Source organism: Pseudomonas sp. LAMO17WK12:I1, assembly GCF_900177315.1.
Taxonomy (GTDB): Bacteria; Pseudomonadota; Gammaproteobacteria; order Pseudomonadales; family Pseudomonadaceae; genus Aquipseudomonas; species Aquipseudomonas marginalis.
Window position 1 is genome coordinate 144,371 of sequence record NZ_FWZV01000015.1, and the last position, 26,435, is coordinate 170,805.

26 protein-coding genes are annotated in these 26,435 nt (G+C 58.5%); 14 read left to right on the forward strand and 12 right to left on the reverse strand.

Features of this window, described 5'->3' with window-relative positions:
• Positions 1-4: 4 nt before the first annotated feature.
• The 9 genes from B9N88_RS26125 to B9N88_RS26165 form a co-directional block, all read right to left on the reverse strand.
• Positions 5-988: a fumarylacetoacetate hydrolase family protein gene (locus B9N88_RS26125; RefSeq protein WP_027607371.1), complete on the reverse strand. Its 984-nt coding sequence runs from the start codon at positions 986-988 to the stop codon at positions 5-7.
• The gene (locus tag B9N88_RS26130) at positions 985-1,566 is read right to left on the reverse strand and encodes a cupin domain-containing protein (protein WP_027607370.1); all 582 of its coding nucleotides are present in this window, start codon (positions 1,564-1,566) and stop codon (positions 985-987) included. Before B9N88_RS26130 ends, B9N88_RS26125 begins: the two co-directional genes overlap by 4 nt.
• Positions 1,567-1,591: 25 nt before the next feature.
• Positions 1,592-2,776 (reverse strand): MFS transporter, encoded by a 1,185-nt coding sequence (locus B9N88_RS26135; RefSeq protein WP_027607369.1) that lies wholly within the window; start codon positions 2,774-2,776, stop codon positions 1,592-1,594.
• A complete protein-coding gene (locus B9N88_RS26140; protein WP_027607368.1) occupies positions 2,766-5,255 on the reverse strand; it encodes an efflux RND transporter permease subunit in 2,490 nt (829 codons plus the stop codon). The genes B9N88_RS26135 and B9N88_RS26140 overlap by 11 nt, the downstream gene beginning before the upstream one ends.
• 3 nt (positions 5,256-5,258) lie before the next feature.
• Entirely contained in the window at positions 5,259-6,374 is a 1,116-nt protein-coding gene (locus B9N88_RS26145) for a WD40/YVTN/BNR-like repeat-containing protein (protein WP_051429391.1), read from the reverse strand.
• Positions 6,375-6,423: 49 nt separating this feature from the next.
• Positions 6,424-7,791 carry a DUF1329 domain-containing protein gene (locus tag B9N88_RS26150; RefSeq protein WP_027607367.1) on the reverse strand — a complete coding sequence of 456 codons (1,368 nt, stop codon included), beginning with the start codon at positions 7,789-7,791 and terminating at the stop codon, positions 6,424-6,426.
• A gap of 15 nt (positions 7,792-7,806) precedes the next feature.
• Positions 7,807-9,477, reverse strand: coding sequence for a DUF1302 domain-containing protein (locus B9N88_RS26155; RefSeq protein ID WP_027607366.1), 1,671 nt, complete (start codon positions 9,475-9,477; stop codon positions 7,807-7,809).
• Between the two features lie 215 nt (positions 9,478-9,692).
• Positions 9,693-10,037 (reverse strand): Rieske (2Fe-2S) protein, encoded by a 345-nt coding sequence (locus tag B9N88_RS26160; RefSeq protein ID WP_027607365.1) that lies wholly within the window; start codon positions 10,035-10,037, stop codon positions 9,693-9,695.
• The gene (locus B9N88_RS26165; RefSeq protein ID WP_027607364.1) at positions 10,037-10,987 is read right to left on the reverse strand and encodes a VOC family protein; all 951 of its coding nucleotides are present in this window, start codon (positions 10,985-10,987) and stop codon (positions 10,037-10,039) included. The genes B9N88_RS26160 and B9N88_RS26165 overlap by 1 nt, the downstream gene beginning before the upstream one ends.
• Before the next feature lie 315 nt (positions 10,988-11,302).
• Between B9N88_RS26165 and B9N88_RS26170 the strand changes: the two genes are divergently transcribed.
• Positions 11,303-12,214 (forward strand): LysR family transcriptional regulator, encoded by a 912-nt coding sequence (locus B9N88_RS26170; RefSeq protein WP_027607363.1) that lies wholly within the window; start codon positions 11,303-11,305, stop codon positions 12,212-12,214.
• A gap of 166 nt (positions 12,215-12,380) precedes the next feature.
• Entirely contained in the window at positions 12,381-13,538 is a 1,158-nt protein-coding gene (locus B9N88_RS26175; protein ID WP_027607362.1) for an alpha/beta hydrolase family protein, read from the forward strand.
• A 40-nt stretch (positions 13,539-13,578) separates the two neighbouring features.
• Here the strand turns inward: B9N88_RS26175 and B9N88_RS32450 are convergent, their stop codons facing one another.
• The gene (locus B9N88_RS32450; RefSeq protein WP_143491270.1) at positions 13,579-13,806 is read right to left on the reverse strand and encodes a hypothetical protein; all 228 of its coding nucleotides are present in this window, start codon (positions 13,804-13,806) and stop codon (positions 13,579-13,581) included.
• Positions 13,807-14,104: 298 nt separating this feature from the next.
• On the opposite strand from B9N88_RS32450, the gene B9N88_RS26180 reads away from it, so the two are divergent.
• From B9N88_RS26180 to B9N88_RS26230, 11 genes are all read left to right on the forward strand, one after another.
• Complete coding sequence (locus B9N88_RS26180; protein ID WP_027607361.1) at positions 14,105-14,854, forward strand: hypothetical protein; 750 nt, start codon at positions 14,105-14,107, stop codon at positions 14,852-14,854.
• Between the two features lie 115 nt (positions 14,855-14,969).
• Positions 14,970-15,200, forward strand: a complete 231-nt coding sequence (locus B9N88_RS26185; RefSeq protein ID WP_027607360.1) for an AlpA family transcriptional regulator — start codon at positions 14,970-14,972, stop codon at positions 15,198-15,200.
• A 4-nt stretch (positions 15,201-15,204) separates the two neighbouring features.
• On the forward strand, positions 15,205-16,047 hold the full coding sequence (locus tag B9N88_RS26190; protein WP_027607359.1) for a ParA family protein: 843 nt from the start codon (positions 15,205-15,207) through the stop codon (positions 16,045-16,047).
• A gap of 85 nt (positions 16,048-16,132) precedes the next feature.
• Positions 16,133-16,342, forward strand: a complete 210-nt coding sequence (locus B9N88_RS33390) for a hypothetical protein (RefSeq protein ID WP_027607358.1) — start codon at positions 16,133-16,135, stop codon at positions 16,340-16,342.
• Positions 16,343-16,356: 14 nt separating this feature from the next.
• Positions 16,357-17,943, forward strand: coding sequence for a ParB family protein (locus B9N88_RS26200; protein WP_027607357.1), 1,587 nt, complete (start codon positions 16,357-16,359; stop codon positions 17,941-17,943).
• Positions 17,940-18,488, forward strand: coding sequence for a DUF2857 domain-containing protein (locus B9N88_RS26205; RefSeq protein ID WP_027607356.1), 549 nt, complete (start codon positions 17,940-17,942; stop codon positions 18,486-18,488). Before B9N88_RS26200 ends, B9N88_RS26205 begins: the two co-directional genes overlap by 4 nt.
• A complete protein-coding gene (locus tag B9N88_RS26210) occupies positions 18,485-19,675 on the forward strand; it encodes an STY4528 family pathogenicity island replication protein (RefSeq protein WP_081744471.1) in 1,191 nt (396 codons plus the stop codon). The genes B9N88_RS26205 and B9N88_RS26210 overlap by 4 nt, the downstream gene beginning before the upstream one ends.
• A gap of 215 nt (positions 19,676-19,890) precedes the next feature.
• Positions 19,891-20,646: a PFL_4669 family integrating conjugative element protein gene (locus B9N88_RS26215; RefSeq protein WP_027607354.1), complete on the forward strand. Its 756-nt coding sequence runs from the start codon at positions 19,891-19,893 to the stop codon at positions 20,644-20,646.
• Positions 20,643-21,158, forward strand: coding sequence for a DUF3158 family protein (locus B9N88_RS26220; protein ID WP_027607353.1), 516 nt, complete (start codon positions 20,643-20,645; stop codon positions 21,156-21,158). Before B9N88_RS26215 ends, B9N88_RS26220 begins: the two co-directional genes overlap by 4 nt.
• The gene (locus tag B9N88_RS26225; protein ID WP_081744479.1) at positions 21,158-21,613 is read left to right on the forward strand and encodes a single-stranded DNA-binding protein; all 456 of its coding nucleotides are present in this window, start codon (positions 21,158-21,160) and stop codon (positions 21,611-21,613) included. Before B9N88_RS26220 ends, B9N88_RS26225 begins: the two co-directional genes overlap by 1 nt.
• A 226-nt stretch (positions 21,614-21,839) precedes the next feature.
• Positions 21,840-23,807 carry a DNA topoisomerase III gene (locus B9N88_RS26230; protein ID WP_027607351.1) on the forward strand — a complete coding sequence of 656 codons (1,968 nt, stop codon included), beginning with the start codon at positions 21,840-21,842 and terminating at the stop codon, positions 23,805-23,807.
• 40 nt (positions 23,808-23,847) lie between these two features.
• Here B9N88_RS26230 and B9N88_RS26235 read toward each other — a convergent pair whose 3' ends face one another.
• Positions 23,848-24,102, reverse strand: a complete 255-nt coding sequence (locus B9N88_RS26235) for a hypothetical protein (RefSeq protein ID WP_027607350.1) — start codon at positions 24,100-24,102, stop codon at positions 23,848-23,850.
• A gap of 208 nt (positions 24,103-24,310) precedes the next feature.
• Here B9N88_RS26235 and B9N88_RS26240 point away from each other — a divergent pair, with 208 nt between their 5' ends.
• Positions 24,311-24,652 (forward strand): helix-turn-helix domain-containing protein, encoded by a 342-nt coding sequence (locus B9N88_RS26240; RefSeq protein WP_027607349.1) that lies wholly within the window; start codon positions 24,311-24,313, stop codon positions 24,650-24,652.
• A gap of 704 nt (positions 24,653-25,356) precedes the next feature.
• On the opposite strand, the gene B9N88_RS26245 is transcribed toward B9N88_RS26240, so the two are convergent.
• Positions 25,357-26,274 carry a LysR substrate-binding domain-containing protein gene (locus tag B9N88_RS26245; RefSeq protein WP_027607348.1) on the reverse strand — a complete coding sequence of 306 codons (918 nt, stop codon included), beginning with the start codon at positions 26,272-26,274 and terminating at the stop codon, positions 25,357-25,359.
• Between the last annotated feature and the right edge of the window lie 161 nt (positions 26,275-26,435).

Here is a 26,435-nt window from a genome sequence, read left to right on the forward strand (position 1 = left end):
CTCCTCAACAGGTGGCTGGCACTACGCACTGGTCGATCCCACCGAACAGCGACTGTCCGTCACCGTCGAGTACCTCCATGCGCACGCGGTCACCGAAGCGCATGAAGCCGGTGCGCGCTGCGCCGTGCTCGATCATTTCAATCGCGCGACGTTCGGAAATGCACGCCGAGCCCACGCTGCGGTCGGCATTGGAGACGGTGCCGGAGCCCAACAACGTGCCCGCGCCCAGGCGACGTGTCAGCGCGGCATGGGCAATCAGTTGGTGAAACCCGAAGTGCATCGCGCTGCCGTGGGGGTTGCCGAACCATTCACCGTTCCATTCAATCTGCAGCGGCAAGTGCACTCGTCCGTCATGCCAGGCGTCACCCAGCTCGTCCGGCGTGACCGCGACAGCGGCGAAACTGGACGACGGCTTGGCCTGGAGAAAACCGAAGCCGGTTTGCATCTCGCGCGGTGCCAACGCCCTCAGGCTCACATCGTTGACTTGCAGGATCAGCTTGATATGCGCCATCGCATCGGCGGACTGGCAGCCCATGGGCACTTCGTCGAGCAGCACCGCAAATTCACCTTCGAAGTCGATACCGTGCTGCTCGCTGGGGAGCGCAATGTCGTCCCGCGAACCCAGAAAGTCATCGCCTGCGCCCTGGTAGATCAGCGCAATGCTCTCGACATTTTCGATCGGGTCAAGGTGAAACGCCTTCTGCATCAGTTCGCCATGGCTGAGAAAAGACGAACCGTCCAGCCATTGGTAAGTGCGCGGCAAGGGCGCGGCGGCCTGTAGCGGATCAAAGTCGAACGCGGCGCCAACCCGGCCCTCGTTCAGGTCGTGATACAGACGCTGCAGGATGGGCTCGACGGCATCCCATCGATCAATGGCCTGCTGCATCGTGGCGGCGACAGGGCCGACGTCGACAGCGCGGCGCAGATCCCGCGAGACCACCACCAGACGACCGTCACGCCCAGCGCTTTTGAGGGTGGCCAGCTTCATGATTGAGGTCCCGAAACGGCGGCCAATTCTGCGCTGTAGCGGCCATCGAGCAGGATGAACACCATGCGTGCCATCTGCTCGGTGCGGTTGCTCCAGGCATGATTGGTGCCGCGCTGTACGACGATATCGCCACGGCAAAGGCGCACTTCTTCGGTGTCCAGCACCAGCCAGACTTCACCCTCGGTGACGATCCCGTAGTCCAGGGTCTCGGTGCGGTGCATCAATTTATGCCGCGAGTCCGCTTTGGCCGTGCCCGCCCTCGCCTCGCCGATTTCAGCGAAGGCCGCAGCGGCTGCCTCGTCACTGACGTGGTTCTGCACACTGTCGGGCGGGATATCCACCACGCGAATCAGGCTGCCCAGGGCCGAGGGGCTCAGTTGCAACGGTTTGGCGGTTGGATCATCGCCGTTGTCCAGCAGCGCCGGGCTGTCGGTGCTGTTCCACACTTCATGGAACACCGTGCCTGGGACGGCCTTGAGCGGGAAGCTGTTCGGCGGCGCTGCTTTGGAGGCTATTTGCGCCAGGCCATCGCTATCGTGGCCGGTGACCACGCGTATGAAATCGGGAAGTGCTTGCATCGGTTTAGACTCCATCAGTCAAAGGTCAATTCGCCAGGGTTCGCCGCGCTCTGACGCCCGCCGCGATACATGCCAGCGCAATCAAGGCCTGCGCGGTGGCCAGTATCAGCAGCGCTGTCGTCAGCTCGACCTTGGCGCCCCCAACGACGGCCAGCACCACCAGGGGGCTGGCGAATTCACCGGCGAAAAACGCCGAGGTAAAACCACCCGCCGCATGCCCGCGTTGGCTGAACGTCACCTGGTTCATGATCCAGGTGAGCAGGGTCGGGATCATCATGCCCACGCCCAGGCCGTTGATCGTCACGGCAATGACCAACTGCACATGCGTGGAGGCAACCGCCATTAACCAGCCGCCCAAGCCTGCGAGGATAAAAGCCAGCGCCATCAGGTATTGAGTGGGTCGGCGCGCCAGCAACGGAAACGCGAGGGAGCCCAACAGCACACCGAGTTGATTGGCGCCCATGGTCATGCCGATCTGTTGCGGGGAGTCGATATGCAGCAGGTTGAGCAGATGGGTGCTTTGGACCGGCACCACGAACAGGCTGATGCCTGCCATCGCCGCCAGGAAGTACGCCGGGGCCAGCTTGCCCCAGGGAAACACATGGGTGACCGACGGGGTGCCCTGCGCTGCGGTCGCTGTTTGCGGTTCCCATAACCAGTAAGCCATCAAGGGCAGCATCAACAGCCCGACGGCGTACAGGCCGAACGGCGCACGCCAGCCGTGCTCGCCGAGCACACCGCCCAGGGCGATGAAAATGGTGGCCGAGAGTGACGTCGCCACCATTTGCAAGGCGAACAGGCGTTCACGCCGCGCACCGCTGTAGTAGTCGCCCATCAGGGCGGTACAGCAGGTCATGATGGCGGCTTCCGCCAAGCCGATGCCGGCCCGACTGGCGACGATCGCGGGTAGCGATTCCAGCCAGATCGGCAACAACCCGCACACGCTGTAGAGCACCATCGCACCCAACAACAGTGGCCTGCGTCCGATGCGATCGGCAAGGATCCCGGCGACCGGCGCCAGCAGCGCAATCATCAGCGCCGGAAGCGTCAGGGCGATGATCACCAGTACGGCGGCACCCGGCGTATCGGTAAAGTGCGCCTGCATGCTCGGCAGCACGGGCGCCAGCAGAACGGCGCCCAGCACCGGCAGACAACTGCCCGCCAGCAGCAATAAGGTTTGCGCAAGACCTGCGCTGCGTTCAGCGTTCATTGACCACCTCTTTGTAGTTGTTGGAGATCACGCGGTGCACCGTCGACGTGTCGAGCGTCACCTCGACGCCGGAAAACGGCACGGTCGGTTGCCTTTGTGCCTGGTGCCTGATAGGCAGTAGGAAGTAAGCCAGCGCCGGTAACAGGATCAGCGCGCCGGCCATGTTCAACACGAACATGAACGCCAGCAGAATGCCCATGTCCGCCTGGAACTTGATGGGCGACAGCACCCAGGTACCGACACCGATAGCCAGGGTGACCCCGGTCAGCATCACGACTTTCCCGGTGAACAGCAGCGCGTGGTAATACGCCTGAGACAGGCTTTCACCGAGGCGCAGACGGGCCAGGACGATACTCATCATGTACAGCGCGTAATCCACGCCAATGCCCACGCCCAGCGCAATCACCGGCAATGTGGCGACCTTCACGCCAATGCCCAGGGCGACCATCAAGGCCTCGCACAAGACCGAGGTGAGCATCAGGGGCAACACGGCGCACAGCACCGCGCGCCACGAGCGAAAGGTGGCCAGGCACAAGAGGATGACGGCGCCGTACACCCACCAGAGCATCTCGCGACTCGCCTGTTTGACGACAATATTGGTGGCCGCTTCAATGCCGGCATTGCCCGCCGCGAGCAGGAAGCGCGCTTGGTCGCTGTCATTGTCGCGGGCGAAGCGCTCCACGGTATCGACCACCCGGCCCAGGGTGTCGGCCTTGTGATCGGAGAGATAGGCGTACACGGTCAGCTGGCTGCAGTCTTCGTTGTATAACCCCCGCGGTGCCCCCGCCGTCACCATGTTCAGCGTGGCCTGATTGTTCAGCAGCTCATACCACTTAGGATTGCCCTCGCTCAGGCCGACCAGCACGCGCCGGTTCAGCAGGGCCAGCGAGTTTGTCGAATCGACACCTTCAAGCCCGCGCAGTTGCCAGTCCAGATTGTCGACCCGGCGCAAGGTGTCGTAGTCGGAACAGGCACCGACCGGCGTCTTGACCATGATCGCGAACACATCGCTGCTGGCGCCGTAGTGCCCCGTCATGAACGCGTTGTCCTGGTTGTAGCGCGAGTCGGCACGCAACTCGGGGGCACCGGGATCAAGGTCGCCGATTTTAAGGTGTTCACTGACCTTGTAGCCGCCGATGGCTAACACCGCCGCCACGGCAATCCCGACCGTGGCCCATTTGCGTTGTGTGAACAGATCCAGGAAGCGCCATACCGCGTGCTTTTCTCCACCGCTCTGCGCCACGTGCTCGCTCTTGAGGCTGCGCAACGCTGCAGCCGGGCTGACGCCGATGAACGACAGCAGGATCGGCAGCAGAATAAGGTTGGTAAAGATCAGCACGGCCACACCAATGCTGGCGATCATCGCCAGGTCCTGGATCACCTGGATCTTGATCAGCATCAGCACGGCAAAGCCCACGGCGTCGCACAACAATGCCGTTAAACCGGCCAGGAACAGGCGGCGAAAGGTATAACGCGCCGCGATCTGCCTGTGCACACCCCGGCCGATGTCTTGCATGATCCCGTTCATCTTCTGCGCGCCGTGGCTCATGCCGATGGCGAACACCAGAAAGGGCACCAGCACCGAATACGGGTCGAGTTTATAACCGAGCAGTGGCAACAGCCCCAGTTGCCACACCACCGCGATCAACGAACAGCACACCACCAGTGACGTGCTGCGCAGGCAGCGGGTAAACCAGTACAGCACGGCGGTGGTAACGATCAGCGCGGCGGCGAAGAACACCAGGATCTGCCTGAGCCCGTCGATCAGGTCCCCCATCACCTTGGCGAAGCCGGTGATGTGAATGCCCAGTGTGTCGCTTTGGTACTGTTGGCGCAGTTGCTCCAACTGCTGCGACAGGCGCGTGTAGTCCAGCGGCTGGCCGTCGGCGGTGGTGGCCAGCAAGGGCACGTAGATCACGCTCGAGCGTTGGTCGAAAGCAACCAGCTGGCCGAGCTCATTGGAACGTTCCACATTGCGCTTGAGCGCAGCAAGGCTGGCGTCTTCGCCGTTGTAGCCATCGGGCACCACCGGCCCGCCCTCCAACCCCTCCTCGGTCACTCCGACCCAGCGCGTTGCCGGTGTCCACAGCGACTTCATGAAGGCCCTGTCGACGCCTGGCAGCAGGTACACCTGGTCGTTGAACTTTTGCAGTTGCGCCATGTAGTGCGCGTCGTAGATCGTGCCGGTTTTGTTCTCCACGGCGATTCGCACGGCATTGCCCAGGCCGGACAACTGTTGGCGATTTTCCAGGTAATTGACGATGTAGGGATGATCCACCGGGATCATTTTTTCAAAGCTGGCATTGAGTTCCAGACGGGTCGTCTGCCAACCCAACAGTGCGGTAATCACCAGGCAAACCAGCAGCACCACACGGCGATGGTTGAACAATGCCCGTTCCAGCAGCGAGCCGGAACGCTGATCGAAATCGGCCAGGCGACTGACAAGTGGTTGGTCCAGATGAGGCGTATTGACGTTCATCCATTACTCCAGTGCGGCGTTTGCGGAGGGGAGCGGCGAGCGGTCCAGGGCGGGCAACGGCAAGCGCGACACGCCCGCAAACCCCACGCCAATCAATGTGCCGTCCGGCGCATCGACCACTTTGTTCAACGGCGGACCGGCATGCGTCACCAAGGGCTGCAGCACTGAGCCGTCATCCTCCACACGCAGCAGTTCGCCCGCCTGGTTGACCCAAATCGTCTGTGTGCCGATGTGAGTCGCCGAACCCAGGGACACCGGCGCGGGATTGCTCAACGCCACAAAGGTTTCGCCCTGGTCGCGCGAGCGAAAAACCTTGCCACGCAGCCCGCCTGCGAGCACCGCGCCATCGGCCTGCACGGCCAGGCTGAAATAGCTGCCTTCGTAGGGGCTGGCCAGGCGCGTGAAATGCGCCCCACCGTCTACCGAGCGCAGCAGCAAACCCTGTTCGCCGGCCATGTACAACGTTTGGCCGGAACGCGCCACCGCGTAAAGGTGCAGGCCCTGATCATTAGGCATTTGGCCCATCATTGAGGACCAATGCTCACCGGCGTCGTCGGTGCGCATCGCCAGGCCATAGGCACCGACGATGACGCCGTGCCGGGCATCACTGAAGCTCAAGGCCAGAAACGGTTTATCGGCGCCGTCGGCCACCAGCCGCTGCGCCGCGCTCAGCCGGTGCGGCGGGTCGTCGGGCATCTGGTTCGCCGCCTGTTGCGCCGCGTCCAGTTCCAACTGCGCGGCCCGCCGTCCATCCAACTGCAGCGTCCAGCTCTGCCCGCCATCCGAGGAGTGCAGTACGACCCCGGAATGGCCGATGGCCCAGCCGTTTTGCCCATCGACAAATTGCACCGCCGTGAGCGAGCCGCTGACGGGCACCTGCACCTGGCGCCAACTCGCGCCGTTATCGTCCGACAGCAGCACCACGCCGCGCTCGCCCACTGCCACCAGGCGTGAACCGGCACGGGTAACGTCCAGCAACACCGCACGCGCGGCCTGTGGCGTCAGGGTGCTGGGCTGCAACACCACGTCGGGCAGCGCAGCAGCCTCGGCGTTCAGCGCAAGCATCGCGCAGAGCAGTGCGCAGGCCATCTCGCGTTTATTGGGATAACCAAGGATCATTGATCCTCTCCTCGTTTGAAGCGCCCGTGTGTACGGGCGCGTCGTGGAATCAGCGAACGCCTTCACCGGCCAGTGCGTCACCGGTGAACACCGAGTCCTTGTAGGCCGGCATGATCCGGTACTGCTCGTTCTTGCCGGCGAAGATGTCGCCGGTAAACCAGGCGCCGGAAACCAAGTCGTAAAAGCCATTCGTGACCGTCACGACACCGGGCAGGTCAGGCAGCACCACGGGCGTGGTCCAGAGCATTTTTGCCAGTTGGCCCTGGCTGTCATAGCGCTCGGCCAGAACCGCGCTCCAGGTGTCTTCATCCAGGTAATAGGTGCCTTTAGGCATGACGTGGCGTTTGCCGGGGACCAGCGTCGCTTCCACGACCCAGACGCGGTGCAGTTCCCAACGGATCGAATCCGGATTGAGGTGGTGTTGGCCCAGCAGATCGGTGGGCGCCTGGGCGGTGAAGACCTTGTTCGAGTTGTAGGGGATATACAGCTCTTTCTTGCCCACCAGCTTCCAGTTAAACCGGTCGGTACGCCCGTTGAACACATACAGTTCATCGAAGCTCATGACGCCGGCACTGGCCGGTGTCGGGGTGTCGCAGCAGCCGTTGGGCAGGCGGCGAACGCGACGCTGGCCGGGCAGGTACGTCCATATGACGGATTTGTCGGCATCGATATTTTCACGCCCGACGATGCCTTCACCCGCACGCAGCGGCGGCCCATCGTTGACCATGCGGGTTGTCCAGTAAACGTTGTCGCTGTTCGTACCCTTGGGCAAATACCATGGCATCTGATAGTCGGCCCGCGAGTCGTTGGTCAGTACGGGCTTGCCGTCCGTCGTGATCAGGTACTGGAAAAAACTCGCATGCCAGGACGCCGCGCGCCAACGGGCCAAGTGGTTCCACATCGCTTCGGTGCCGCTCTGGGGGATCGGGAACGGAATCCCGCCCTCGGCATTCTGCGGCTCAGGCCCGCCGCTGCCGTCGACCAGCTTGGCCTGGGTGGCGTTTTTGAACGTGGCGTCGTACACCGCTTGCGGCGCGGCGGCTGTACGGTGGGTCGGGTAGACATCCAGGTGGTAGGTGTCCGGATACTTTTTAAGCATCGCCTTGACCCCCTCGGACAATTGGTTGGCGTACTGCCCCATGTTTTGCGCCGTGATCGTGTAAAGGGGCTTTTCGTTGGCGAATGGGTCGCCGCGTTTACCGCCATCCTTGTAGTTCGGATCCGCCTTTGTGTAGCCACCGTCCCAGGCAGGGATGGTGCCGCCTGCGTTGCCGGCGCGCTCGGCGCCCAAGGGGGTCAGCGTGGTTTTCAGTTTTGCCGCGTCCTCGGGCGCAACCGCGCCAGAGGCGGTATGGGCAAGCAGCAGCGAGGAAGCAACGAGCGTCAGCAAGGATGCCACGCGTTTTAGTGTATTCATGGGATTGTCCCTGCCTTAAAAGGTACGGCTGACGGAAAAAGACACGAAATCGCGATCTTTCATGGTTTGCCCGTAGGTGTAGTTGCTATTGGCGTCGACGAATGTGCTCTCAGGCCCGTAGTAATGGGTGTAGGTCAGGCCCAGGTTCCAGGCGTTGAGGTAGTTGCCCTTGATGCCGATGTTGAGGTCGCCGCCATTGTTGACGCCGAAACCCGAGCCCAGCGCCAACGAGTTGCCATGGGTGTAGCTGGCCCCCATGGGAATGCTGATATCCATGCCGGCAAAGGCTTGCCGGTACATCGGTTCATACACCGTGCGCATGCTCCAGGCATCGCGGGTGGCGTTGGGGTCGACGGCATCCGGGCTGCGGGTGACGCTGAGGGTGCGGTTCCAGGCAACCTCGCCCATGAAACTGGCTTCCTGGGCAACCAATGAAGGCTCAAGGCTGGCCAGCCACGAGAGGTTGGCGTGCAAGGTATGCCCGGTGGCGTAGAGCGGATCGTTATCATTGTTCACGCCTTCGCCGGGCAGCAGCGAACGCTGGGAAGTGGATGCGAGAGGTTGGTGCCACCGCGTGGAAACTTCACCGGCGATGTTGTAGTTGCCGCGCGTCAGGGAAAAGCTGCCGCCCACCGCTTCAATCCCTTCGGGATAGACCCAGTAGTACTCACCGGCATTGCCGGTGAGCGGATTGAGATTGGCAAAATCCGGACGCACATTGAGCTGCGGGGATTTGTCGTGGAATCGAATGGCATACAGGCCCCAGTCCACGGTCTCGCCACGAATGCGCAGTTGCAGACCGCCCTGCCCCGAGTTTTTCGCGTCCTTGTCCTGGCCGTGATAAAACGCCAGCGGCTCACCACCGGGTATCACCGGCCCGCCCACGAACAAACGCTGGTTACCGTCGCCGAAATTATCGCTGGTCGAAAAATAACTGCCGGATGCCGGCAGACGGTTGGCTTCCCATTCGAACTGGTAGTAGGCGCCCAGGGATACTTCGGGCGTCAGCTGCAACTGCCCGGACATCTGCTTGACCGGGCGGATCAACTCTTTGTACTGCGTATTGGGCACCGACAGGTTCTTGACCACATCGATAGGCGCCATGCCGCCGGCAATACCGTTCGCGCCATAGAACAGGCTTTCACCCCACTGCATGGCGTACTGACCCACGCGCCCGGAAATCGCTCTGTCAGCAACCTCGCCCTTGCCGAAGATGAACGCGTCCAGCAACTCGGCCTTGCGCCCGTGCAAGTCCCGGGTCTCGCTGTCGAAATGATCACCCGACAGGCTGTTGATGCGATCCGGCGCGGTGTTGTCGGTCTTTTTGTTATAGACATCGTCATACCAAGCGGCACCGCTGACGCGGGCACCGACGTTCTGGTAGGAGATATCAAACTCCGAAAGCAGGTCCAGCCGACTGGAGATCAGCCCTTTGCCGAAATTGCGATCGCCGTCGTCCAGGTTCAGGGAGGTCTGGCCCTGGGTCAGCTTGTCGGATTGCCCCTCGACCCGCCAGGCAGAGCTGTATTTGAGAGTGTTGTCCCAACGTATGCGCACGTCAGGGTTGCCGGAATCGAGCTCGAATGCGTTAGCGGTAGAGCCCAGCATGCCAAGCATCAACGCCGCCAGACTCAGGGCAAAGGGAGGACGCTCGCCGCGTAACACGGCGGCAGGGATACGTGCCATGGTGAAACCTCGCTGTTGTTTTTATTTTTTTAGTTTCATCACGCCGTTTCCTTGATCGGAAAGGCGCTTTTATCTCGTTAGCGATGCATGCAAGCCGGTACGCGTGAGTCACGCAGGCCCGTTCAAAAACAGCTTCTCGTCAAACCAGGGATTTGACCAATCGAGTCCCGGGATGCGATCTATCGTCTGCCGCGATACCTCGATCGTCGGGCGCGTCAGGCCAATTGTTCAGTCGGCAGCAGCAGCCAGCCGTCTTGCTCGCGTACTGCCAGCGAGGTCAACGCTTGCCCAAGGCACGGCCCATAGACGCATTCCCCGCTGTCGGGCAAAAACTGCGCGCCGTGGGCGTAACACACGATCCGCTCACCGTCCGCGCTGAGGTAGCGATCCTTGCGGTACTGCAAGGGCACATGAAGGTGTGGGCAACTGTTGAGATAAACCCGCACGCGGCCCCGATAACGCAGTGCGAACACACGGTCACGTCCCTGTTGCAACGGATCGAAACCATAGGCTTGCCCTTCGACCAGGGTGTCCACGCGACACAGCGCAACAGGGTCCATCACGCGGTGACGGGGGCTTTGGGCGGCGGGCCGCCGACCGGTGCCCACTTCTCGCGGGACGTGAACAGAAATAACTGCGAATTGTCAGCCGACAACGGCGCTTGGCGCGCGGCCCAGGTGTCGTCGAACTTATCCATGTCCGCGTCGTATTCGATGTGGCAACCCAACGGACTGTTGAAGTACCAGAACCAGTTGGAGCCGAAGAGGTGACGGCCAGGCCCCCAGAAACTGGTCCAGCCTTGCTGCTCGAAGCGTCGCCCGGCCAAGAGCACTTCCGTGCCACTGCCCATGTGAAAGGTGAAGTGCTCGCAGCCCTTCATGTGCGGCGGTGTCTGGATCATGAACAGGCAATGGTGGTCATCGGAACCGGCGGGCCGCATGAACGGGCCAGTGCCCACAAAGGCGTCAGTCGTGATGAAGCCCAGGCGCTTGTAAAAGGCTTCGGCCTTGACCGCATCCGGCACGAAATACACCACATGGGAAAGGGTACGCGGCAGCGCCTGCATATCGGGGGTGATGCCGGGTTGGTTGAGCGCGCGCTGAGGGGCATGGCCCGGCGCATTGGTCAGGTCGGCCGGCGCACTGTACGGGCGTCGCACACTGACCTGAAAACCAATGGCAAAGCCCATATCGTCAATGCTGTGCACCGAGCCATTGGCACCGCGCGTCACCAGGCGATCACGGCCCAACTCATCGGCGATGGCCTCAAGGTCCGCCGCGCCGGCCACGCCGTAAATGGTTTCACGAATCGACGGGGCAGGCCCGATGGCAGGTGGCAGACCGGGGTCGTCAGCACGTCGGATAATCACCGACGTACCGTCGAGGGCCTCAAAGCGACCGCCCTCGCTGCCGGCGTCTACAGGAAGCAGGCCGTAGTCGCACAGGCAATGGGTACAGGCTTGAACGTCGTCGACGCCAAAAATCAGGGCATCAAGACCAATTATGTTCATGGTTACCACTCCATTAAAATTATTATTCAGCACTGCGCCAGGCACTCCGCTGGCGTGCGCTGCTGATGGGGGCTTGGGAGTCGAGAAGGCATCACGGCCGACCGACTGTGCCCCGATACTGAAGTGGCCAATACTCACTGACTAATCGCTTGTCGGAATGCGACCTATCGTCAAACGCGATACGTGCCTGCAAGGCGCCAATGGCTGCGCAAAATCGAATAAACCGGTTTGCACCCGCCCCGCCATGGGGCTTGACGGCGCGATAGGAACGCCGGAAGGTATTTGGAAAATAAATACAAAAAAATCGAGACCGCCATGCGTTTTAACCACCTGGATCTCAACCTTCTGGTGGCGCTGGATGTGTTGCTGGAAGAGCAGAACATCACCCGCGCCGCCGAACGCCTGCACATGACCCAATCCGCCACCAGCGGTGTGTTGGGCAGGCTACGCCTCTATTTCGAAGATGAACTGCTGGCGCAGGTTGGGCGCAAGATGCTGCCCACGCCCTATGCCCTTGAGCTGGCGGGACCGGTGCGCGAAATACTGCTGACGATTAAGTCATCAATCACCGCCAAGCCGGTATTCGACCCCGCGACCAGCAAGCGGCATTTTCGCCTGATCACCTCGGACTACCTGATCAGCGTGCTATTTGCGCGGGTTATCCAAAGAATCCACGAGGAAGCCCCGCACATCACCTTCGAATTGCTTGGTCCAGGTGACAGCTCCACCGAGCTGCTGATGCGCGGCGAGGCCGACCTGATGATCGTGCCCGAGCACTACCTGATCGAAGGCCACCCTTCACAGTTGCTCTTCGAAGAAGAACACGTGTGCGTGGTCTGGCAGGGTAATACTCAAGTGGGTGACAGCATCACGCTCGATCAGTACATCGAAATGGGCCATGTATCCGTCATCTTCGGGCGTAACCGGCAGCTCAGCGTGGAAGAATGGCTGATGAGCCAATACGGTCTGACACGGCGCATGGAAGTGGTCACCCACGATTTCAACACCCTGCCACAGCTGATCGTCGGCACACAGCGTATCGCGACCATGCTCCAGCGAATGGCGCGGCTTTACGCCAACTATCTGCCGCTGCGCATCGTACAACCACCGATAAAAATCCCGGTAATGCGTGAGTTCATGCTCTGGCATCGCACCATGGATGGCGATTCGATGCACCGTTGGCTGCGGGCGAAAATCAGTCAGATCATCAATGAACTGGAGCAGTAGCGAACGCCGTTTGCCCTGCGACCCATCGCACGGCTCAATACCAGCCATCCGGACTTGCGATTGGCAAAATAATGGGGCAATCCCTAGCCTGTGCCAAACCGTCCCCCCCGACACGCGGGTCTGTATTCGGCCGCCTGGCTGTGCTTGCACAAGGATAATAAAAACCATGTTCCGCTACTTCCCAACCAACTACGTATGGAATCTTTCCGTCGACCTCGCCATTGAAATGGGCGCGCGTATCGGTGAAATAGAAGAGATGTGCGCGCCGCTGCAGGAAGCCGCCAAGCAACCGGATGCCGCCGGCAGCAAGGCCTTTCGCGAGACATGGGCGAAAATGGCCGACAAGCTTTGCGGCTTGGCCGAGGAAGACGAAGCGCAGGGTCGCCTGTTGTCGGCCGGCGAAAAATATAATCGCGCCGCGACCTATTACCTGAGCTGCGAACGTCTGCAGGCCCACGGAGCGCCGGGCCGCACACAGCTGTACCAGCGTTTTCTGCACACCTTCCAACGCGGTATCGAACTGGCGCGGGAAAATTGCGAGCGGGTGCAAATCCCTTACGAGGGCCAACACATTGCCGGCCTGCTGGTACGCGCCGAAGGCACGACCGGCCCGGCACCGATTCTGGTACAGGTCAACGGACTGGATTCAACCAAAGAAATGAAATACCGGGTCGGCCTGCCCGCCTGGCTGGCGAAGCGCGGTGTGTCATCGTTGATCATCGACCAGCCCGGCACCGGCGAAGCCCTGCGCCTGAATAACCTGACTGCGCGCTTTGACAGTGAGCATTGGGCCAGTCGCGTAGTGGATTGGCTGGAAACCCGCAGCGATGTCGATGCCAAACGCATCGGCCTTGAAGGCGTATCACTGGGCGGCTATTACTGCCCTCGTGCGGTTGCCTTCGAGCCGCGCTTCGCGTGCGGGGTGGTATGGGGGGCCAACCATGACTGGCGTGACGTGCAGAAACGGCGCATGGAAAAGGAAGGCAGTTTCCCGGTCCCGCATTATTGGTCGCATGTGTCCTGGGTATGGGGCGCGAAAGACACCGATGAGTTTATGCGCATCGCCGAGAACGTCCACCTGGACGGCATATTGGACCGCATCAAGGTGCCATTCCTCGTCACCCATGGTGAAAAAGACTCGCAGATCCCACTCAAGTGGGCACACCGCACCTACGAGCAATTGGTCAATAGCCCCAAGCGCGAGCTGAAAATATTCACGGAGCGTGAAGGCGGTGTCCAACATTCCAGTTTCGATAACAGCATCAATGCCGGCCATTACATTGCTGACTGGATCGCTGAAACGTTGCATGGGCGTACCGGGTAAGTATGCGATACCAGACCATTGATCAGCTTGGCATCTGAGGTTAATTAGCCAGAAGCACGTCATGATAGGGGACGTCGTGATCGCGCATCAGGTCGATCCACGCCCCGGTAATAACGGAGAGCGTCAGATAGACCAAATTAATTGCCCGCGAAAGAGGACGGCTATGAAGGACCTGTCGACTGATTTGCGGTGCGCCTGCACTTTGTGAACTGCTGAACTGACACACCACCAGGCAGATGTTATCGTTTAATGCATTTGTCGAACTCATGCAGAGGGCGACTCATCGTCGCTAACAAAATTACGCATTTCCACTTTCTACTGCAGAGTTTAGCAGACAACAACAAACAGGCGGAAAAACGGTGCGCTACCAATCGTCTTTTTGCTGCCCATCAACAGTCAACAAAGACAAAATCACTACGTTAATTAATTTTTTATTCTGATCGGTAGTTTCTTTCAAGAATAAGCGAATCATTAGTAGGTGGAACGACCTAACCAAGCGGGGAATCCAGAGAACATAGAGATATTTCGCAGGAGGCCCTCTCCACAGGAATGGAGGCCCGTCCTATATGCCTGATCATATATTTAACCCTCATACCAAAATCTTCTATAGACCTATAGACGCGGCAATACGTTGGTGCAACCTCACTCGTCACGAAGCGGAAATAACCCGGTTGGGTGAACACTGCCCTGAGAACCTTGGAAAGGTTTTCCCACAATGGCCGTGCCTGCGCGCGACTATTGAAGCAATTCACGACGCAGTGCGTAATGGAGAGTTGCCTTACGGGTGTCTTGGCGTTTCAGTTCCTATAGGAAGTTACGTGGAGCCCTATCAATTAACCATACGCCACTCTGACCTGCGTCGCTGGATGCAGATTCACTATCCCGATCAAAAGCCGAGTTTTCTGTTTGAACCTAACAAAGATGCTTGTGAAAAAGTCCGTCTTGGGACGTTCCTTGCGCTTAAAGCCGATCGGGACATGATCCTGCGAGAGCTCAATACACTGCAGCAGTACCATCAAGACGTTTTGAGAGACCTTCAAGCGATTGGTTTAGAGCGGGACGAGCTCAGTGCGTTGGTCAAAACGCATCGCCACATCAGTGAGCGTAGCGAAACTACCTATCAAAATATCATTGGCGTTCTAGTCAACCTGCTCTTGGGCCATTCTCCAGCTGGAAATCCGCTTTCCGTTTTCAAAAACCAAGCCGCAATCGTCGACGCTATTCTCGCGCGCTACAAAGACGTGCCCGGTCTCAGCAAACGAACGCTGGACGAAAAATTTGCTGCGGCCAACCGTAATCTCATGAAACATAAGTAATCGATTCATTGCGCTGCAATCCCTGAGATTGCAATGCAATGACTCCCGCCCAATTGTGATATTCAATTCAGGTCACTTCCCACAACGCGCCAATCGGCGCTTAGGAGTGCCCAGCATGTCCAGCCAAACCACACATCTTGCCGAAGTACGTCAACCGCAGGTTCAACGCCACATCATGCGGCGCGAAGAAGTTGAACGAAAAACCGGCTTCAAACGTGCGCACATCTACAACTTGATGAAGGAAGGTAAATTCCCTCAGGCTAAACGCATTGGATTGCGCGCAGTTGGCTGGGACTCGCTGGAGATCGAGCAGTGGGTCAGCGAACGTTTGGCGCAGCAGGGCTGATGTCGTGCGTGTGGTATCGGTGGTTTCCACTAAAGGGGGCGTGGGCAAGACCACAGTGGCCGCCAACCTCGGCGGCCTTCTCGCAGATGCGGGCCTGCGCGTCCTGCTTTTAGACCTGGATAGCCAACCCACCCTCTCCGGCTATTACGCCTTGAGCGAACAGGCTAATGCCGGTGCGTACGAACTACTGGCACTCAACCTGACAGCTCCTGCACAGATCGTTTCCAGAACTGTCATCACGAGACTCCACCTGATTCTCTCGAACGATGATCAAGGCCAACTGAGCATCTTGCTGCTGCACGCTACTGACGGGCGATTACGGTTGCGCAATCTGCTCGACAAATTCCGCCCCTACTATGACGTGCTTTTGATCGACACCCAAGGCGCACGTAGCGTGCTGCTGGAGATGGCCATCCTCGCCTCCGATCTTGCCCTATCTCCCATTACCCCGGAAATGCTCGCCGCCCGCGAACTGCAGCGCGGCACCTTGAAGCTACTGTGTGAACTCGAGCCATTCCACCACCTGGGCATTACACCGCCACCGTTGCGACTGCTACTGAACCAAGCGAATTCCATTCGAGTGGACACGCGAATGATCATCCGTGGTCTGCGCGAGACCCTCGCTGGGACTAACAACATCTCGGTTCTAGATACCGTAGTTCCTGATCGAGTGGCGTATCTCAACGCCGCCTCGCTTGGCCTACCGGTCCACCGAGTCGAGACGCGCCGGTCACGTAACCAACACTCGCCATCAGCGCTGGAAACTATGCAAGCGTTGGCTATCGAGCTGTTTCCGGAATGGCGCAAAGCGATTTCTAGGGTGAATAGATATGCGGAGGTTCGATGAGACGAATCTATAAGCCCGCATTTCTCGCCAAGTCATTTTTTTTGTTCGACCTTGAGGCCAACTCTGTTTGGTAAGGAGTCTTTTGATGTCGGATCAGTTTCCCATCATCGTTCAGCCACCCATTCGACCACACCACTCACCTTGCGATGAGTACTGCACCGCGGTCTTTCGCCTGCAGGGCGGACGCTCGGCAATGGGTTGGTTCCTTGCAGAACTTTCTAAACATTTCGAAGGTTCGGGGACTGCCGAGATCGTCAAGTTCGAAGTGGGTGACCATTTGCGTAATCGGTGTTAACTGAGGCGGTTCAAATGAAGAAGCTCAGTCAGGAGGAGATCACCGACAAGCTGTACCAGGACCACTTCCCTCAAGGGCCGGAGCTGGAGCGGCTGTCCGATCCACTTACTGATACACCTATGCTGGTCACTCTGGAGCAGTTGCGGCCCTATGAACACAACCCGCGCTTCATCCGTAATCCGCTGTACGACGATATCAAGGCTTCGATCCGTGAACGAGGGCTGGATCAACCGCCACCGATTACCCGCCGCCCTGGTGAAACTTATTTCATCATCCGCAACGGCGGTAATACGCGCTTGGCAATTCTCGGCGAGCTGTGGCAGGAAACTCGCGACGAGCGCTTCTTTCGCATTCATTGTCTGTTCCGACCTTGGAGCAATGAAATCACCGCCCTACTCGGCCATCTGGCTGAAAGCGATCTGCACGGCCAACTCACGTTCATCGAACGGGCTCTGGCGGTAGCCAAACTCAAAACCATGCTCGAGGCAGAGGGTGCGATGCTCTCGCAACGTGAGTTGGCACGACATCTTGCCGCTGGAGGCTATCCGATTTCGCAGTCGCACATCAGCCGAATGCTGGACACCCTCGAACACTTATTGCCCGCCATTCCGCAAACCCTGTATGCCGGATTGGGTAAGCCCCAGATCGAACGCTTAATCGGCCTACGCAGCCAGGCAGAACGGACCTGGAACCGCTATCCAACCGTCCCCATAGCGTTCGCTGATTTTTGGCTCGATACACTGGGTTACTTTGATGCCGAACCCGAGTCATTCGATCTTGAGCAAATCCAGGATGAACTGCTCGAACGCATGAGCCGCTTGCTCGGACAGTCCTACCGTATGTTGGCCCTGGAGCTGAGCGATACCCAACGGGTCATCTCGACGCCTGGCGTTGCCCTCACTGCGCCCTCGGAGAATATCCATCTGCCGAGCATTGATGAAGCCTCGGCAGGACCTCCCTCCTCCGAGTCCCATCCCAAATCAACTGAGACTAGGCCCCAGACCGAATCAACTCGAGAAGAGCCGCTCACACCGCCAGAAACAAGAGTCGTATCAGCGGTCAGTCCTCCGTCACGCGTTCAACAGATCCGTGAACAGATCGATCGCAAGACCGCCGCCGACGCAGTATCTTCTGTCGACACCTATGCGATCGACGGCATCTGGACCATCTCACCAGCACTGGATAGCCCCGAACAACTGCGATCGGCCATTGCCACACTGGCGCGGGAAATGGCGGTCTATGCCGGACATCCCGAGAGCATCATTGACCAGCCGCATGGCTTGGGCTTCGCTCTAGACATCGAACGGGTTGATCTTGCCACGCCTCGCGCGGCCGGCGTTCACCTGCTGCTGCTGGCCCTGCTGCGCGCTCAAGACGAAGTCAACTGGGAAGATCGTAAGCAACTGCCGTCAGCGCTATTCGGCCAGTTGTTGCTGGGGATCTATCAACTTTCGCTACCAGACCGTCCTGTCATGGACGTAGGCCTCGAACGACTACCCGATAGTCTGTTAATCAAACTATATCGCCTGGTCCGCCTGGCCCGTCGCCTAATCGACTTAACACTTACCCCTGAAGATGACTCACCGAAGGAACTGCCATGAACCTGTCCTTCAATGTGCTCAACCAGGCCATGCTGACTCAGGTACTGCATGAGCTGCGCCTGGGTAACCTGCAACGCTGTAAGGCGCTCGGGCTGAGTGAAGACGACATCTATCTGCTGCAATCTTTACCACCCACCACGCTGTCGCGTTTGGCTTATGCCACCGTACCTTGGGTAGAGGTCAAGATCGACTCGCCGGTGCTGCATCGATTGATAGAACAAGCCGAGCGCGACGAGCAGAACGAGCGCTTGATCAATCGGGCGCTCAAGCTCGGCGCCAGCAGCACCATCATGTATCAGTGCTTCGGCCTGGCGCATTCGGAAACCGCCCTGCGTCGACGCCTGCTCAAGATAGAAACCCGTAAGGGCCGCCCTCAGCATTTGAGCGAAGCCCAGGAACACTCACTCTGGCAACGATGGTGCCAGCTGCGCGCTCAAGACAGTACCGGGGATCAGCTCGACGCCATGATGATGGTGGCGGAGGAGCAACAGATCAGCTTGACCATCGTGTGGCAGCAGATTGACCAGTACAGCAGCAACATATGAATACTGCCCCTTCCAGTCGCTGGCAGCGTGTCCTACAACAATGTACCCAGCAGCTGAGTGAACGCTGGCCAGTACATCCTACCACTGAACAACCCTCCAACCAGGCCCTGCAAGCTGGCTTTCTGTTTAGCGGCCAACCTCACGAAGTCGTGCCACGTCGGCTGCTGTTGGATTGTCGGTTGACGCCGTTGGAACGCAATGCCTGGCAAGTGTTTCGACTCATGCTACAAGGCGAGGGCGTGGTCACGCCGCGCTATGAGGATTTGCAGCCTTACCTGTCAAGCGTACCCTACGGTGCGTCAGCCTCCCGTGAAACCATTGCTCGCGTGTTGACGATGCTAAGGCTGACTCGTTGGCTCAGTTTGGTGAGCCGCGGTCGCGATCAAGTCAGCGGGCGGCTACAAGGTTCTTTGTACGTTCTGCACGATGAGCCGTTAACCCCCGCGGAAGCCATGGAGCTGGATCCGGATTATCTAGAACTGGTCGGACATGCCCTCGGTCATGCGACGAAAGCCGTGCGAATTGTCGCTCAGCACATTGTGAAGGAGGTCCGACAGGACACGAATATTGATCAGAATCGGTTACCGACGCGGCTCGACAGCTGGGGCGAACAGTGGGCGCAGCAAGGCTTGGATCAGCCACCCGATGATGCATTCCAGAATTCCGAACGGGGGGAAGATCACCGCGTTCGGAATCGTACAGGCCCTCGTTCGGATTCCGAATCAGGCTTGAACGCTAACGTTTCCAGTACCGTTCGGAATCCGAACGCCGCCTGTACTGTATTAAAAGAAAGTAAATGTACAGTACCGCGCGCGACCCCAGCGGTGGATAACCTGCACTGGCCCACTTCGCTGCACCTGAACCCAAGCGAACGCCAGGCCGTCGCCGTGGCGCTGAACAAGCTCAGCCCAGCGGATCAGCAGGCGGTGCTTAACGAAGCAGGGGCACGCTGTGCGGCTGGCGGTATACGCAAGCCAGCGGCGTATCTGATGGGTCTGATCCAGCGTGCACTGAAAGGCGACTTTCGTCCTTGGGCAGGTCAGGCCGAACCGCCCCCCATTGCAGAATCGCCTGCACAACCACCCTCGCGCTCGATTCGAAAACATGGCGAACCCGTGTCTGCCCTTGCTCAAGCGTGCCTGAATGAGCTGCGCCAACTGCGCGGCAAACGCGGTGGACGTCAGTAGATTTGATGCCAGTGGCATCAAATCTATGGAGTTCCACTCTATGAACACGTCGGACCAAACTAGGAAACTCTTAGGGGACAGCCGGGGCATCGCCCATTGACGTCTTCATAATTAGCCCCTTAAACCAAACCGAACAGACCGCATTCAGCTTTTTGGCTGCCCTTGCCCCTCATCTGCCGCAACGTTCCCGTCCAAGCGAATGCGAGGACAACACCGTGGCCGATCACTATCAACTCAATCTGGGTTCACTGCGCAGCAGCATCACCCTGACCCTGCACACCCACCACGCCGCCCGTATCTGGCAAGGTCGGACCGCACGTGAAGGCGTCCACTCGATCATGGGCATGGCCGGCTACATAAGCGTCACCAACCTGATCAAACAAACCGCGACCCAAGACGACCCCTATGCCGACTGGGCCATGGTGCAACTCGAAGAAAAGCTGATGCAGGCCAAAGCTGGGATGCTGGAATTGACCCAACAGCTGGATCGAATCAGACAAGACCTGCCGACACAGATCGATATGAGCGACAATCTCAACATCCACCCTGTCACTTTGCCGCTGTACATCGGCAGCCAGCTGGGTTTTCTAGCAGTCTACTTACTGACCGATTACGACACTCTAGTGCGCCGAACCCTGTTGTCTCATCACACCGCTTTGATCGGTCGTAGGGACATGGAAGCCTGGATCGATGACGGCGCCCATCTGCTGCGCAGCCTGTTCGGCCAGGCGCAGCGCTATCGGCATGCGGGTGTCACACGCGATGACATGGCGGCGAACAACGCTCGCGCTCTGGCGGCCATCGATAAGTTGGGTATGCCGCCCTTGGACATCCTTGAGGGCCATCGCCGTTCCCAGTTCGCGCCCCCAATCGTTCGTCGTGGTGCTGTGGCAGTAGATGAGGCTGACGCGTTGAAAGAGGATCCGAAAAAGCCCTCTGCGACAGTTGATAAGCCGGAGGACGACGCATGAAGACCATGAACCCGGCTCAACCGATGAACCTCGAAGCGTTGACATCCGATGCCTATCGGCAGCTCGAACACGCTGCCTCACTAAAAGGCCTTTTAAAACCTTTTAAGGGTAAGGGGGAGTTGGAGCACTTGGCGCAGCTGGCGAGGGAAATCGAGGCGCAGTTATGTCGCTTGATGGAGGCTGTGGTGCAGCAGGCTGGACAGCCTCCTTACTCACTGCTGGATATCCGGTTGGTGCTGCAGAACACCAGCGCGGGCAGCACCTTTTTGCGTTGGCGCACCCGTGATTTTGCCCGCATGGGGGTTGCGGTCTGGGAACGCCATATCTGCAACAACGCCCTGGCGCAGGCCGTACGCGAGGAATTGCACCGTTTCGAATGCGATCGCATTGCACTGAACCTACAGATGAGCGTGGTGCATTCGCTCTACCGCCAGGCCTCGACCTGTGCAATCAAGATGGCCAGTGCCGAACGGTTACTGCGCCAGTTCACACCCGCAGTGGAGATATCATGATGAGTACTTTTTTCGTCGGCGAAGGCAATATCGGCAGTGCGCCAGAATTCCAGGAGTTCGCCTCAGGTAATGACGAACCACGGCGCTTACTACGGCTAAATGTGTATTTCGACAATCCTGTGCCACGTGAGGGCAGCTATGAAGATCGAGGCGGCTATTGGGCCCCTGTTGAGCTCTGGCACCGCGAGGCTGAACATTGGAGCACGCTTTACCAGAAAGGCATGCGGGTACTGGTCGAGGGCCGTACGGTACGCGACGAGTGGGAGGACAGCGAAGATAACGCACGAGTCACCTTCAAGATCGAGGCCCGTCGAGTCGGCATCCTGCCTCACCGGGTGCACGGCGTGGTCATGCGCGAGCGCTCCAGTGAACCGGCGGCCTCTCAAAATACAGAGCAAGCCAGTTCACCTGCCTCGAAATCCAAGAAACGCAGAGGACAACCACTTACGGACTGAAAGACTTCCGGCATAAAAATTGCTTCTTGCGTGAAGTTGCTGGCCAGGTATAACTGGCTGCTCGTGAGGCCTCATCCTGTTATCCAGATAACAACCAGACAGCAACCTCGGATCATACAAGCCCTCCCTCACCGACTAAATATGAGGAACCTGCCATTCAAGTTTCTCGTATCTCGCCATTGCTATTTCCAACAACGCTGCTCTGAACTCAATTCGGAGCAGTTCTATGCGTCTCTTCCTCTGCGAGAAACCGTCCCAGGGTCGTGACATCGCCAAAGTTCTCGGAGCCAACCGGCGTGGTGACGGTTGCCTGATCGGCATCGACTCAACCGTCACATGGTGTATAGGCCACCTGCTGGAGACCGCATCACCCGAAGCTTATGGTGATCAGTACAAATCCTGGTCGTTGGATCATCTACCGATCATTCCCGCGCAGTGGCAGGTCGAGGTCAAATCCAAGACCGCAGCACAATTCAAAGTCATCAAACGCCTGCTCAGTGACGCTACCACCGTCGTCATCGCAACCGACGCCGATCGCGAAGGTGAAATGATTGCCCGCGAGTTACTGGAGCTCTGCAACTATCGTGGCCCTATCGAGCGCCTCTGGTTATCCGCACTCAACGAGGCGTCGATCCGCAAAGCCTTGTCCTCGCTGAAATCCGGTCAGGAGACCTTCCCGCTTTATCACTCAGCCCTCGCCCGCAGCCGCGCAGACTGGCTGATCGGCATGAACCTCAGTCGTTTGTTTACCCTTCTTGGTCGGCGGGCAGGCTACGACGGCGTTTTGTCAGTAGGGCGCGTCCAGACACCCACCTTACGTCTGGTGGTTGATCGGGATCGTGCGATTGCCGGCTTCGTCCCGGTACCTTACTGGAACGTTGAAGTGCTCCTATCGTCGATGGGCCAGCGATTCATCGCATCGTGGTTACCGCCACGCTTAGGGCGGGACGAGGCGGGGCATTGCCTGCAACAAGCGCTTGCCCATCACGCGGTCCACACCATCACCAATGGTAAGTCCGCCACGGTGCGCTCGTTGCAGACTGAACATTCCCGCGAAGCACCACCCCTGCCCTTCGACCTGAGCACGTTGCAGGAAGTCTGCTCGCGTAAGCTGGGGCTCGGCGTGCAGGAAACCCTGAATATCGCACAAGCCCTGTATGAAACCCACAAGGCCACCACCTACCCGCGCAGCGATTGCCGCTATTTGCCAGAGAGTATGTTCAACGAGGCTCCCGCAGTACTCGACGCCCTGCTCGAAACGGATCCGGCACTCAGACCTGCGTTCGGGAGCCTCGATCGATCATTGCGCTCCCGCGTGTGGAGCGATGCCAAGGTCACCGCGCACCACGGCATCATTCCCACCACCGAGCCGGCAAACCTGGAGCGGATGTCTGAACAAGAACGCCAAGTCTACGAACTGATTCGTAGCCACTACCTCGTGCAATTTCTGCCGCATCATGAGTTTGATCGAACCCAGGTCGAGCTGGAATGTGGCGAAGAACGTTTGATCGCTGTTGGCAAACAGATCCTGGTCCAGGGCTGGAAAGGCTTACTCTGCGAAAACACCGAGGAAGATGAGCCCAGTCACAAGTCCCAAGTCTTACCGGTTCTACAACAAGGTACTAAGTGCGCAGTGGACGACGTCGAACTCAAGCCCATGCGTACCACCGCTCCCAAACCTTTCACCGAGGGTGATCTAATCAAGGCCATGAAAAACGTCGCCAAGCTGGTCACCGACCCACGACTGAAACAGAAACTTCGGGACACCACCGGTATCGGTACCGAAGCCACGCGAGCCGGTATCATCAAGGGGTTAATTGATCGCGGTTATTTGCTGAAGAAAAAACGTGCCTTAATGGCCTCCGCTACAGCCCATACACTGATCGAGGCAGTACCGGCCGCCGTCGCAGATCCAGGTATGACCGCGGTTTGGGAACAAGCTCTGGACGAGATCGAAGCCGGACGCCTGACCTTGGATGCGTTCGTCGCCAAGCAGGCGAACTGGATTGCGCAATTGGTCGAACACTGTGGATCGCTCACCTTGTCGATACCGATCGAATCCGGGCCGACCTGCCCCATTTGCAATGCATCAATGATCAAGCGTAAGGGAAAATCTGGTCCGTTCTGGTCATGCTCGCAGTACCCGAACTGCACGGGCACTACGCCGATAGGAAAAGAGACGCAGCGTCAATGACCGTGTAGTTGAATTCGTCATGAGGTTGGTGTTGCACTGTTCAATGCATTATCAGCGGCGCCTGATCCCGCTCCAAATCGATCAAAGGTTGTCCGTTTTCTCGGGCCAAGGCGATGCCAGTAGAAATCCATATCTGCCCGAGTTCGTTGAACGCTTTCAGGTGAGCAGGACTTTCGTTGAGCCAATGAACAAGGCTGTCGAAGTGTTCAGGGTTATCAGGACAATCATGGATTTTGATGAACAGCTCCAGTGTTCGATCCCAGATCAGATCCATGTCCTTGTTTTCGTCTTCCATGCTCAATCATCTCTCAGCTTAGCCCTATCAGGCTTACATTCTCACCGACCACCTTGGACGCTGATTCCTGGTGGAATAGAAATCACGTCGCGATATACAGCTATTTCAGTCACTACAACAACCTAATAAGTTGATACTCAACCTTTAAGGATGTTCATGTCAACGAGTCTTTGCTCAACCATTCGGGTTGAACTGGAGATCTCATCACTTGGCACATAAACATCCAACCCAAGCCCAAATCGGGCGCATGATCGCGAAGCACCGCACCGAGCGTAATCTTACCCAGGAAGAGGTGGCTGAACGCTTGGGGATTGGTAGCGAAGCCATCTCGCGCCTGGAGCGGGGTGTGGTGGAGCTGTCCGTAGTCAAGCTGATGCAATTAGCGGACATTTTCGATTGCCGGATGGATGAACTGCTGACGGCATCGAGTAATCGTCCCAATGACCAGGGCCAGATGATCGCGGGTATTTTGAATGGACTGAAAGAAAGCGACCGTGCTTTTATCTTGGCAACCGTTGAACAGTTAGCTGCTCATCTCGGCAGTAAGTAATCACCTTCATTGCGGATAACGTAGCGTCTTATGAGGGAACGCTCACGGGCTTGACGTCGTCCCACCCTCTCTGCTGTAGTGCCTCAGGATCATCGCCAATGGCGACCCAAGACCGATTCGCTCCGGGTAGCTCGGTCGGACTCCTTGAGTTCGGAGCCTTCTTTTCTGTGGAATTTCATTCCTGATATGTGCTCGATCTGATCACGGGGGCGGATGACCACTGTTGCCTCTGCCAGGCAGTAGCGGTCATCCGCCTCAGCGGTCGTATTCAATCCCGGAGCCCGCCGGGGAAACACTGGGCGCCCTTTGTGCGCGGATGCGTGCCAGCAGATTCCGACCCAGGCCACGACAAGGGTCGGTTGGCGAATCATGGCGCAGTTAAATCATGTTTTGCGAGGAGCTTATCGGCTGCGTAAGTCCGCCTAAGGTGGCTTTTTCTGTTCTTTGCCTGGCATTCCGCCAGGCTTACTGTTCTTTGTAATCCCAATGCAATAACACCACACGATGGAAGTGGTTGCCCGCGACTAAGTATTCTATCTGCAGCCCTTTCGATCGAAAATCATGCTGATAAGCAGCACAGACGGTCGGGCTCGATTTCTAGCATGGCCAATGGCGGAAGTCAGAGCAAATCCTTATCGGACGCCTGAGGAAATTCAAGCGTCGCGTGCATAAATGCGACGGTAGAAACGCTGGCCGCGCCTCACTCAATACGCAAACCCCTGCCCCAGCTCACTTTCCATCCACTCCAGGAAACGCCGGACACGTGGGAAGCTGGAGTGCGCTTTCGGAAACACCAGGTGATGGGCGGCCACGGGCGCGCTAAGTGCCTCTGGTGCCACTTCGACTAGGCTGCCGGAGGCGAGGTACTTCCTGGCCAGCAAGGTGCTTTCCAGGGCAAATCCCAGCCCATGACTGGCGGCTTCCAGCGACATGTACGACCGGTCGAAGCTCAATGCGTAAGGCTTTTCCGGGCGCGCCAGGCCATGCTGGGCGAACCATTGTGGCCATTTGAGCAACGTCGCCTCGGACAGCACCAGGTCGCAATCCAACAGATCGGACGCCCGGCGGATCGGGCATTGCCCGAGCAGCTTCGGCGAAGCGAGCACAGCGAAGGTTTCGTTCTGCACGGTGCGGACTTCGTAACTGGGCCAGTTCGCCGTGCCGTGGCGGATATCCACGTCGATCTTGTCGCGGCTGAAATGCAGCGACTCGTAGGAGCACGACAGGTTGATCTGGATATCCGGATTGGCTGCGCGGAACGCTTCCAGCCGGGGCATCAACCACAACAAACCGAAGCTCGGCGCCGAGTGCAACCGCAGGCAATCGAGGCTTACGTCGCTGGCCGCGCGCTCGGTGGCGACGGCCAGGCTATGGAGCAGGCCGGAAACTTCCTTGAGGTACTGCTCGCCCACAGGTGTGAGGGTTACGCCCCGTGCGGCACGCACGAACAATTGCCGACCAATCATGGCTTCAAGCTTCGCCAGTTGATGACTGACCGCAGAGGGCGTCAGGTCCAACACTTCCGCTGCCCGGGCGACGTTGCTGAAGCGCGCCGTTTGCTCGAAAGCCTGAATTGCTTTCAGCGGTGGAAGGATCACAGGTGCATCGACATCGGTACGCATGGCAGGTCGCTCCGCAACAAGTCTCGTGATTGTTGAGCTTTTTCGTCCGAGCTTCCAGTCACGACGCGACCAGAGCTGAATTTTTTTCAGCACTGAATGATTTTTAGGCCATTGCTCAGCCAGGGAGCAGAGAAGAAGCTGAGTCATCGGTTTTTTCCGAA

Excerpts from the sequence above, each read along its gene's own strand:
- B9N88_RS26140 (WP_027607368.1), bottom strand. The coding sequence starts at position 5,255 with ATGAACGTCAATACGCCTCATCTGGACCAACCACTTGTCAGTCGCCTG.
- B9N88_RS26175 (WP_027607362.1), top strand. The coding sequence starts at position 12,381 with ATGTTCCGCTACTTCCCAACCAACTACGTATGGAATCTTTCCGTCGAC.
- B9N88_RS26170 (WP_027607363.1), top strand. The coding sequence starts at position 11,303 with ATGCGTTTTAACCACCTGGATCTCAACCTTCTGGTGGCGCTGGATGTG.
- B9N88_RS26155 (WP_027607366.1), bottom strand. The coding sequence starts at position 9,477 with ATGGCACGTATCCCTGCCGCCGTGTTACGCGGCGAGCGTCCTCCCTTT.
- B9N88_RS26230 (WP_027607351.1), top strand. The coding sequence starts at position 21,840 with ATGCGTCTCTTCCTCTGCGAGAAACCGTCCCAGGGTCGTGACATCGCC.
- B9N88_RS26185 (WP_027607360.1), top strand. The coding sequence starts at position 14,970 with ATGTCCAGCCAAACCACACATCTTGCCGAAGTACGTCAACCGCAGGTT.
- B9N88_RS26160 (WP_027607365.1), bottom strand. The coding sequence starts at position 10,037 with ATGGACCCTGTTGCGCTGTGTCGCGTGGACACCCTGGTCGAAGGGCAA.
- B9N88_RS26145 (WP_051429391.1), bottom strand. The coding sequence starts at position 6,374 with ATGATCCTTGGTTATCCCAATAAACGCGAGATGGCCTGCGCACTGCTC.
- B9N88_RS26205 (WP_027607356.1), top strand. The coding sequence starts at position 17,940 with ATGAACCTGTCCTTCAATGTGCTCAACCAGGCCATGCTGACTCAGGTA.
- B9N88_RS26165 (WP_027607364.1), bottom strand. The coding sequence starts at position 10,987 with ATGAACATAATTGGTCTTGATGCCCTGATTTTTGGCGTCGACGACGTT.
- B9N88_RS26180 (WP_027607361.1), top strand. The coding sequence starts at position 14,105 with ATGCCTGATCATATATTTAACCCTCATACCAAAATCTTCTATAGACCT.
- B9N88_RS26210 (WP_081744471.1), top strand. The coding sequence starts at position 18,485 with ATGAATACTGCCCCTTCCAGTCGCTGGCAGCGTGTCCTACAACAATGT.
- B9N88_RS26220 (WP_027607353.1), top strand. The coding sequence starts at position 20,643 with ATGAAGACCATGAACCCGGCTCAACCGATGAACCTCGAAGCGTTGACA.
- B9N88_RS33390 (WP_027607358.1), top strand. The coding sequence starts at position 16,133 with ATGTCGGATCAGTTTCCCATCATCGTTCAGCCACCCATTCGACCACAC.
- B9N88_RS26245 (WP_027607348.1), bottom strand. The coding sequence starts at position 26,274 with ATGCGTACCGATGTCGATGCACCTGTGATCCTTCCACCGCTGAAAGCA.
- B9N88_RS26235 (WP_027607350.1), bottom strand. The coding sequence starts at position 24,102 with ATGGAAGACGAAAACAAGGACATGGATCTGATCTGGGATCGAACACTG.
- B9N88_RS26200 (WP_027607357.1), top strand. The coding sequence starts at position 16,357 with ATGAAGAAGCTCAGTCAGGAGGAGATCACCGACAAGCTGTACCAGGAC.
- B9N88_RS26135 (WP_027607369.1), bottom strand. The coding sequence starts at position 2,776 with ATGAACGCTGAACGCAGCGCAGGTCTTGCGCAAACCTTATTGCTGCTG.
- B9N88_RS26225 (WP_081744479.1), top strand. The coding sequence starts at position 21,158 with ATGAGTACTTTTTTCGTCGGCGAAGGCAATATCGGCAGTGCGCCAGAA.
- B9N88_RS32450 (WP_143491270.1), bottom strand. The coding sequence starts at position 13,806 with ATGAGTTCGACAAATGCATTAAACGATAACATCTGCCTGGTGGTGTGT.
- B9N88_RS26130 (WP_027607370.1), bottom strand. The coding sequence starts at position 1,566 with ATGCAAGCACTTCCCGATTTCATACGCGTGGTCACCGGCCACGATAGC.
- B9N88_RS26125 (WP_027607371.1), bottom strand. The coding sequence starts at position 988 with ATGAAGCTGGCCACCCTCAAAAGCGCTGGGCGTGACGGTCGTCTGGTG.
- B9N88_RS26150 (WP_027607367.1), bottom strand. The coding sequence starts at position 7,791 with ATGAATACACTAAAACGCGTGGCATCCTTGCTGACGCTCGTTGCTTCC.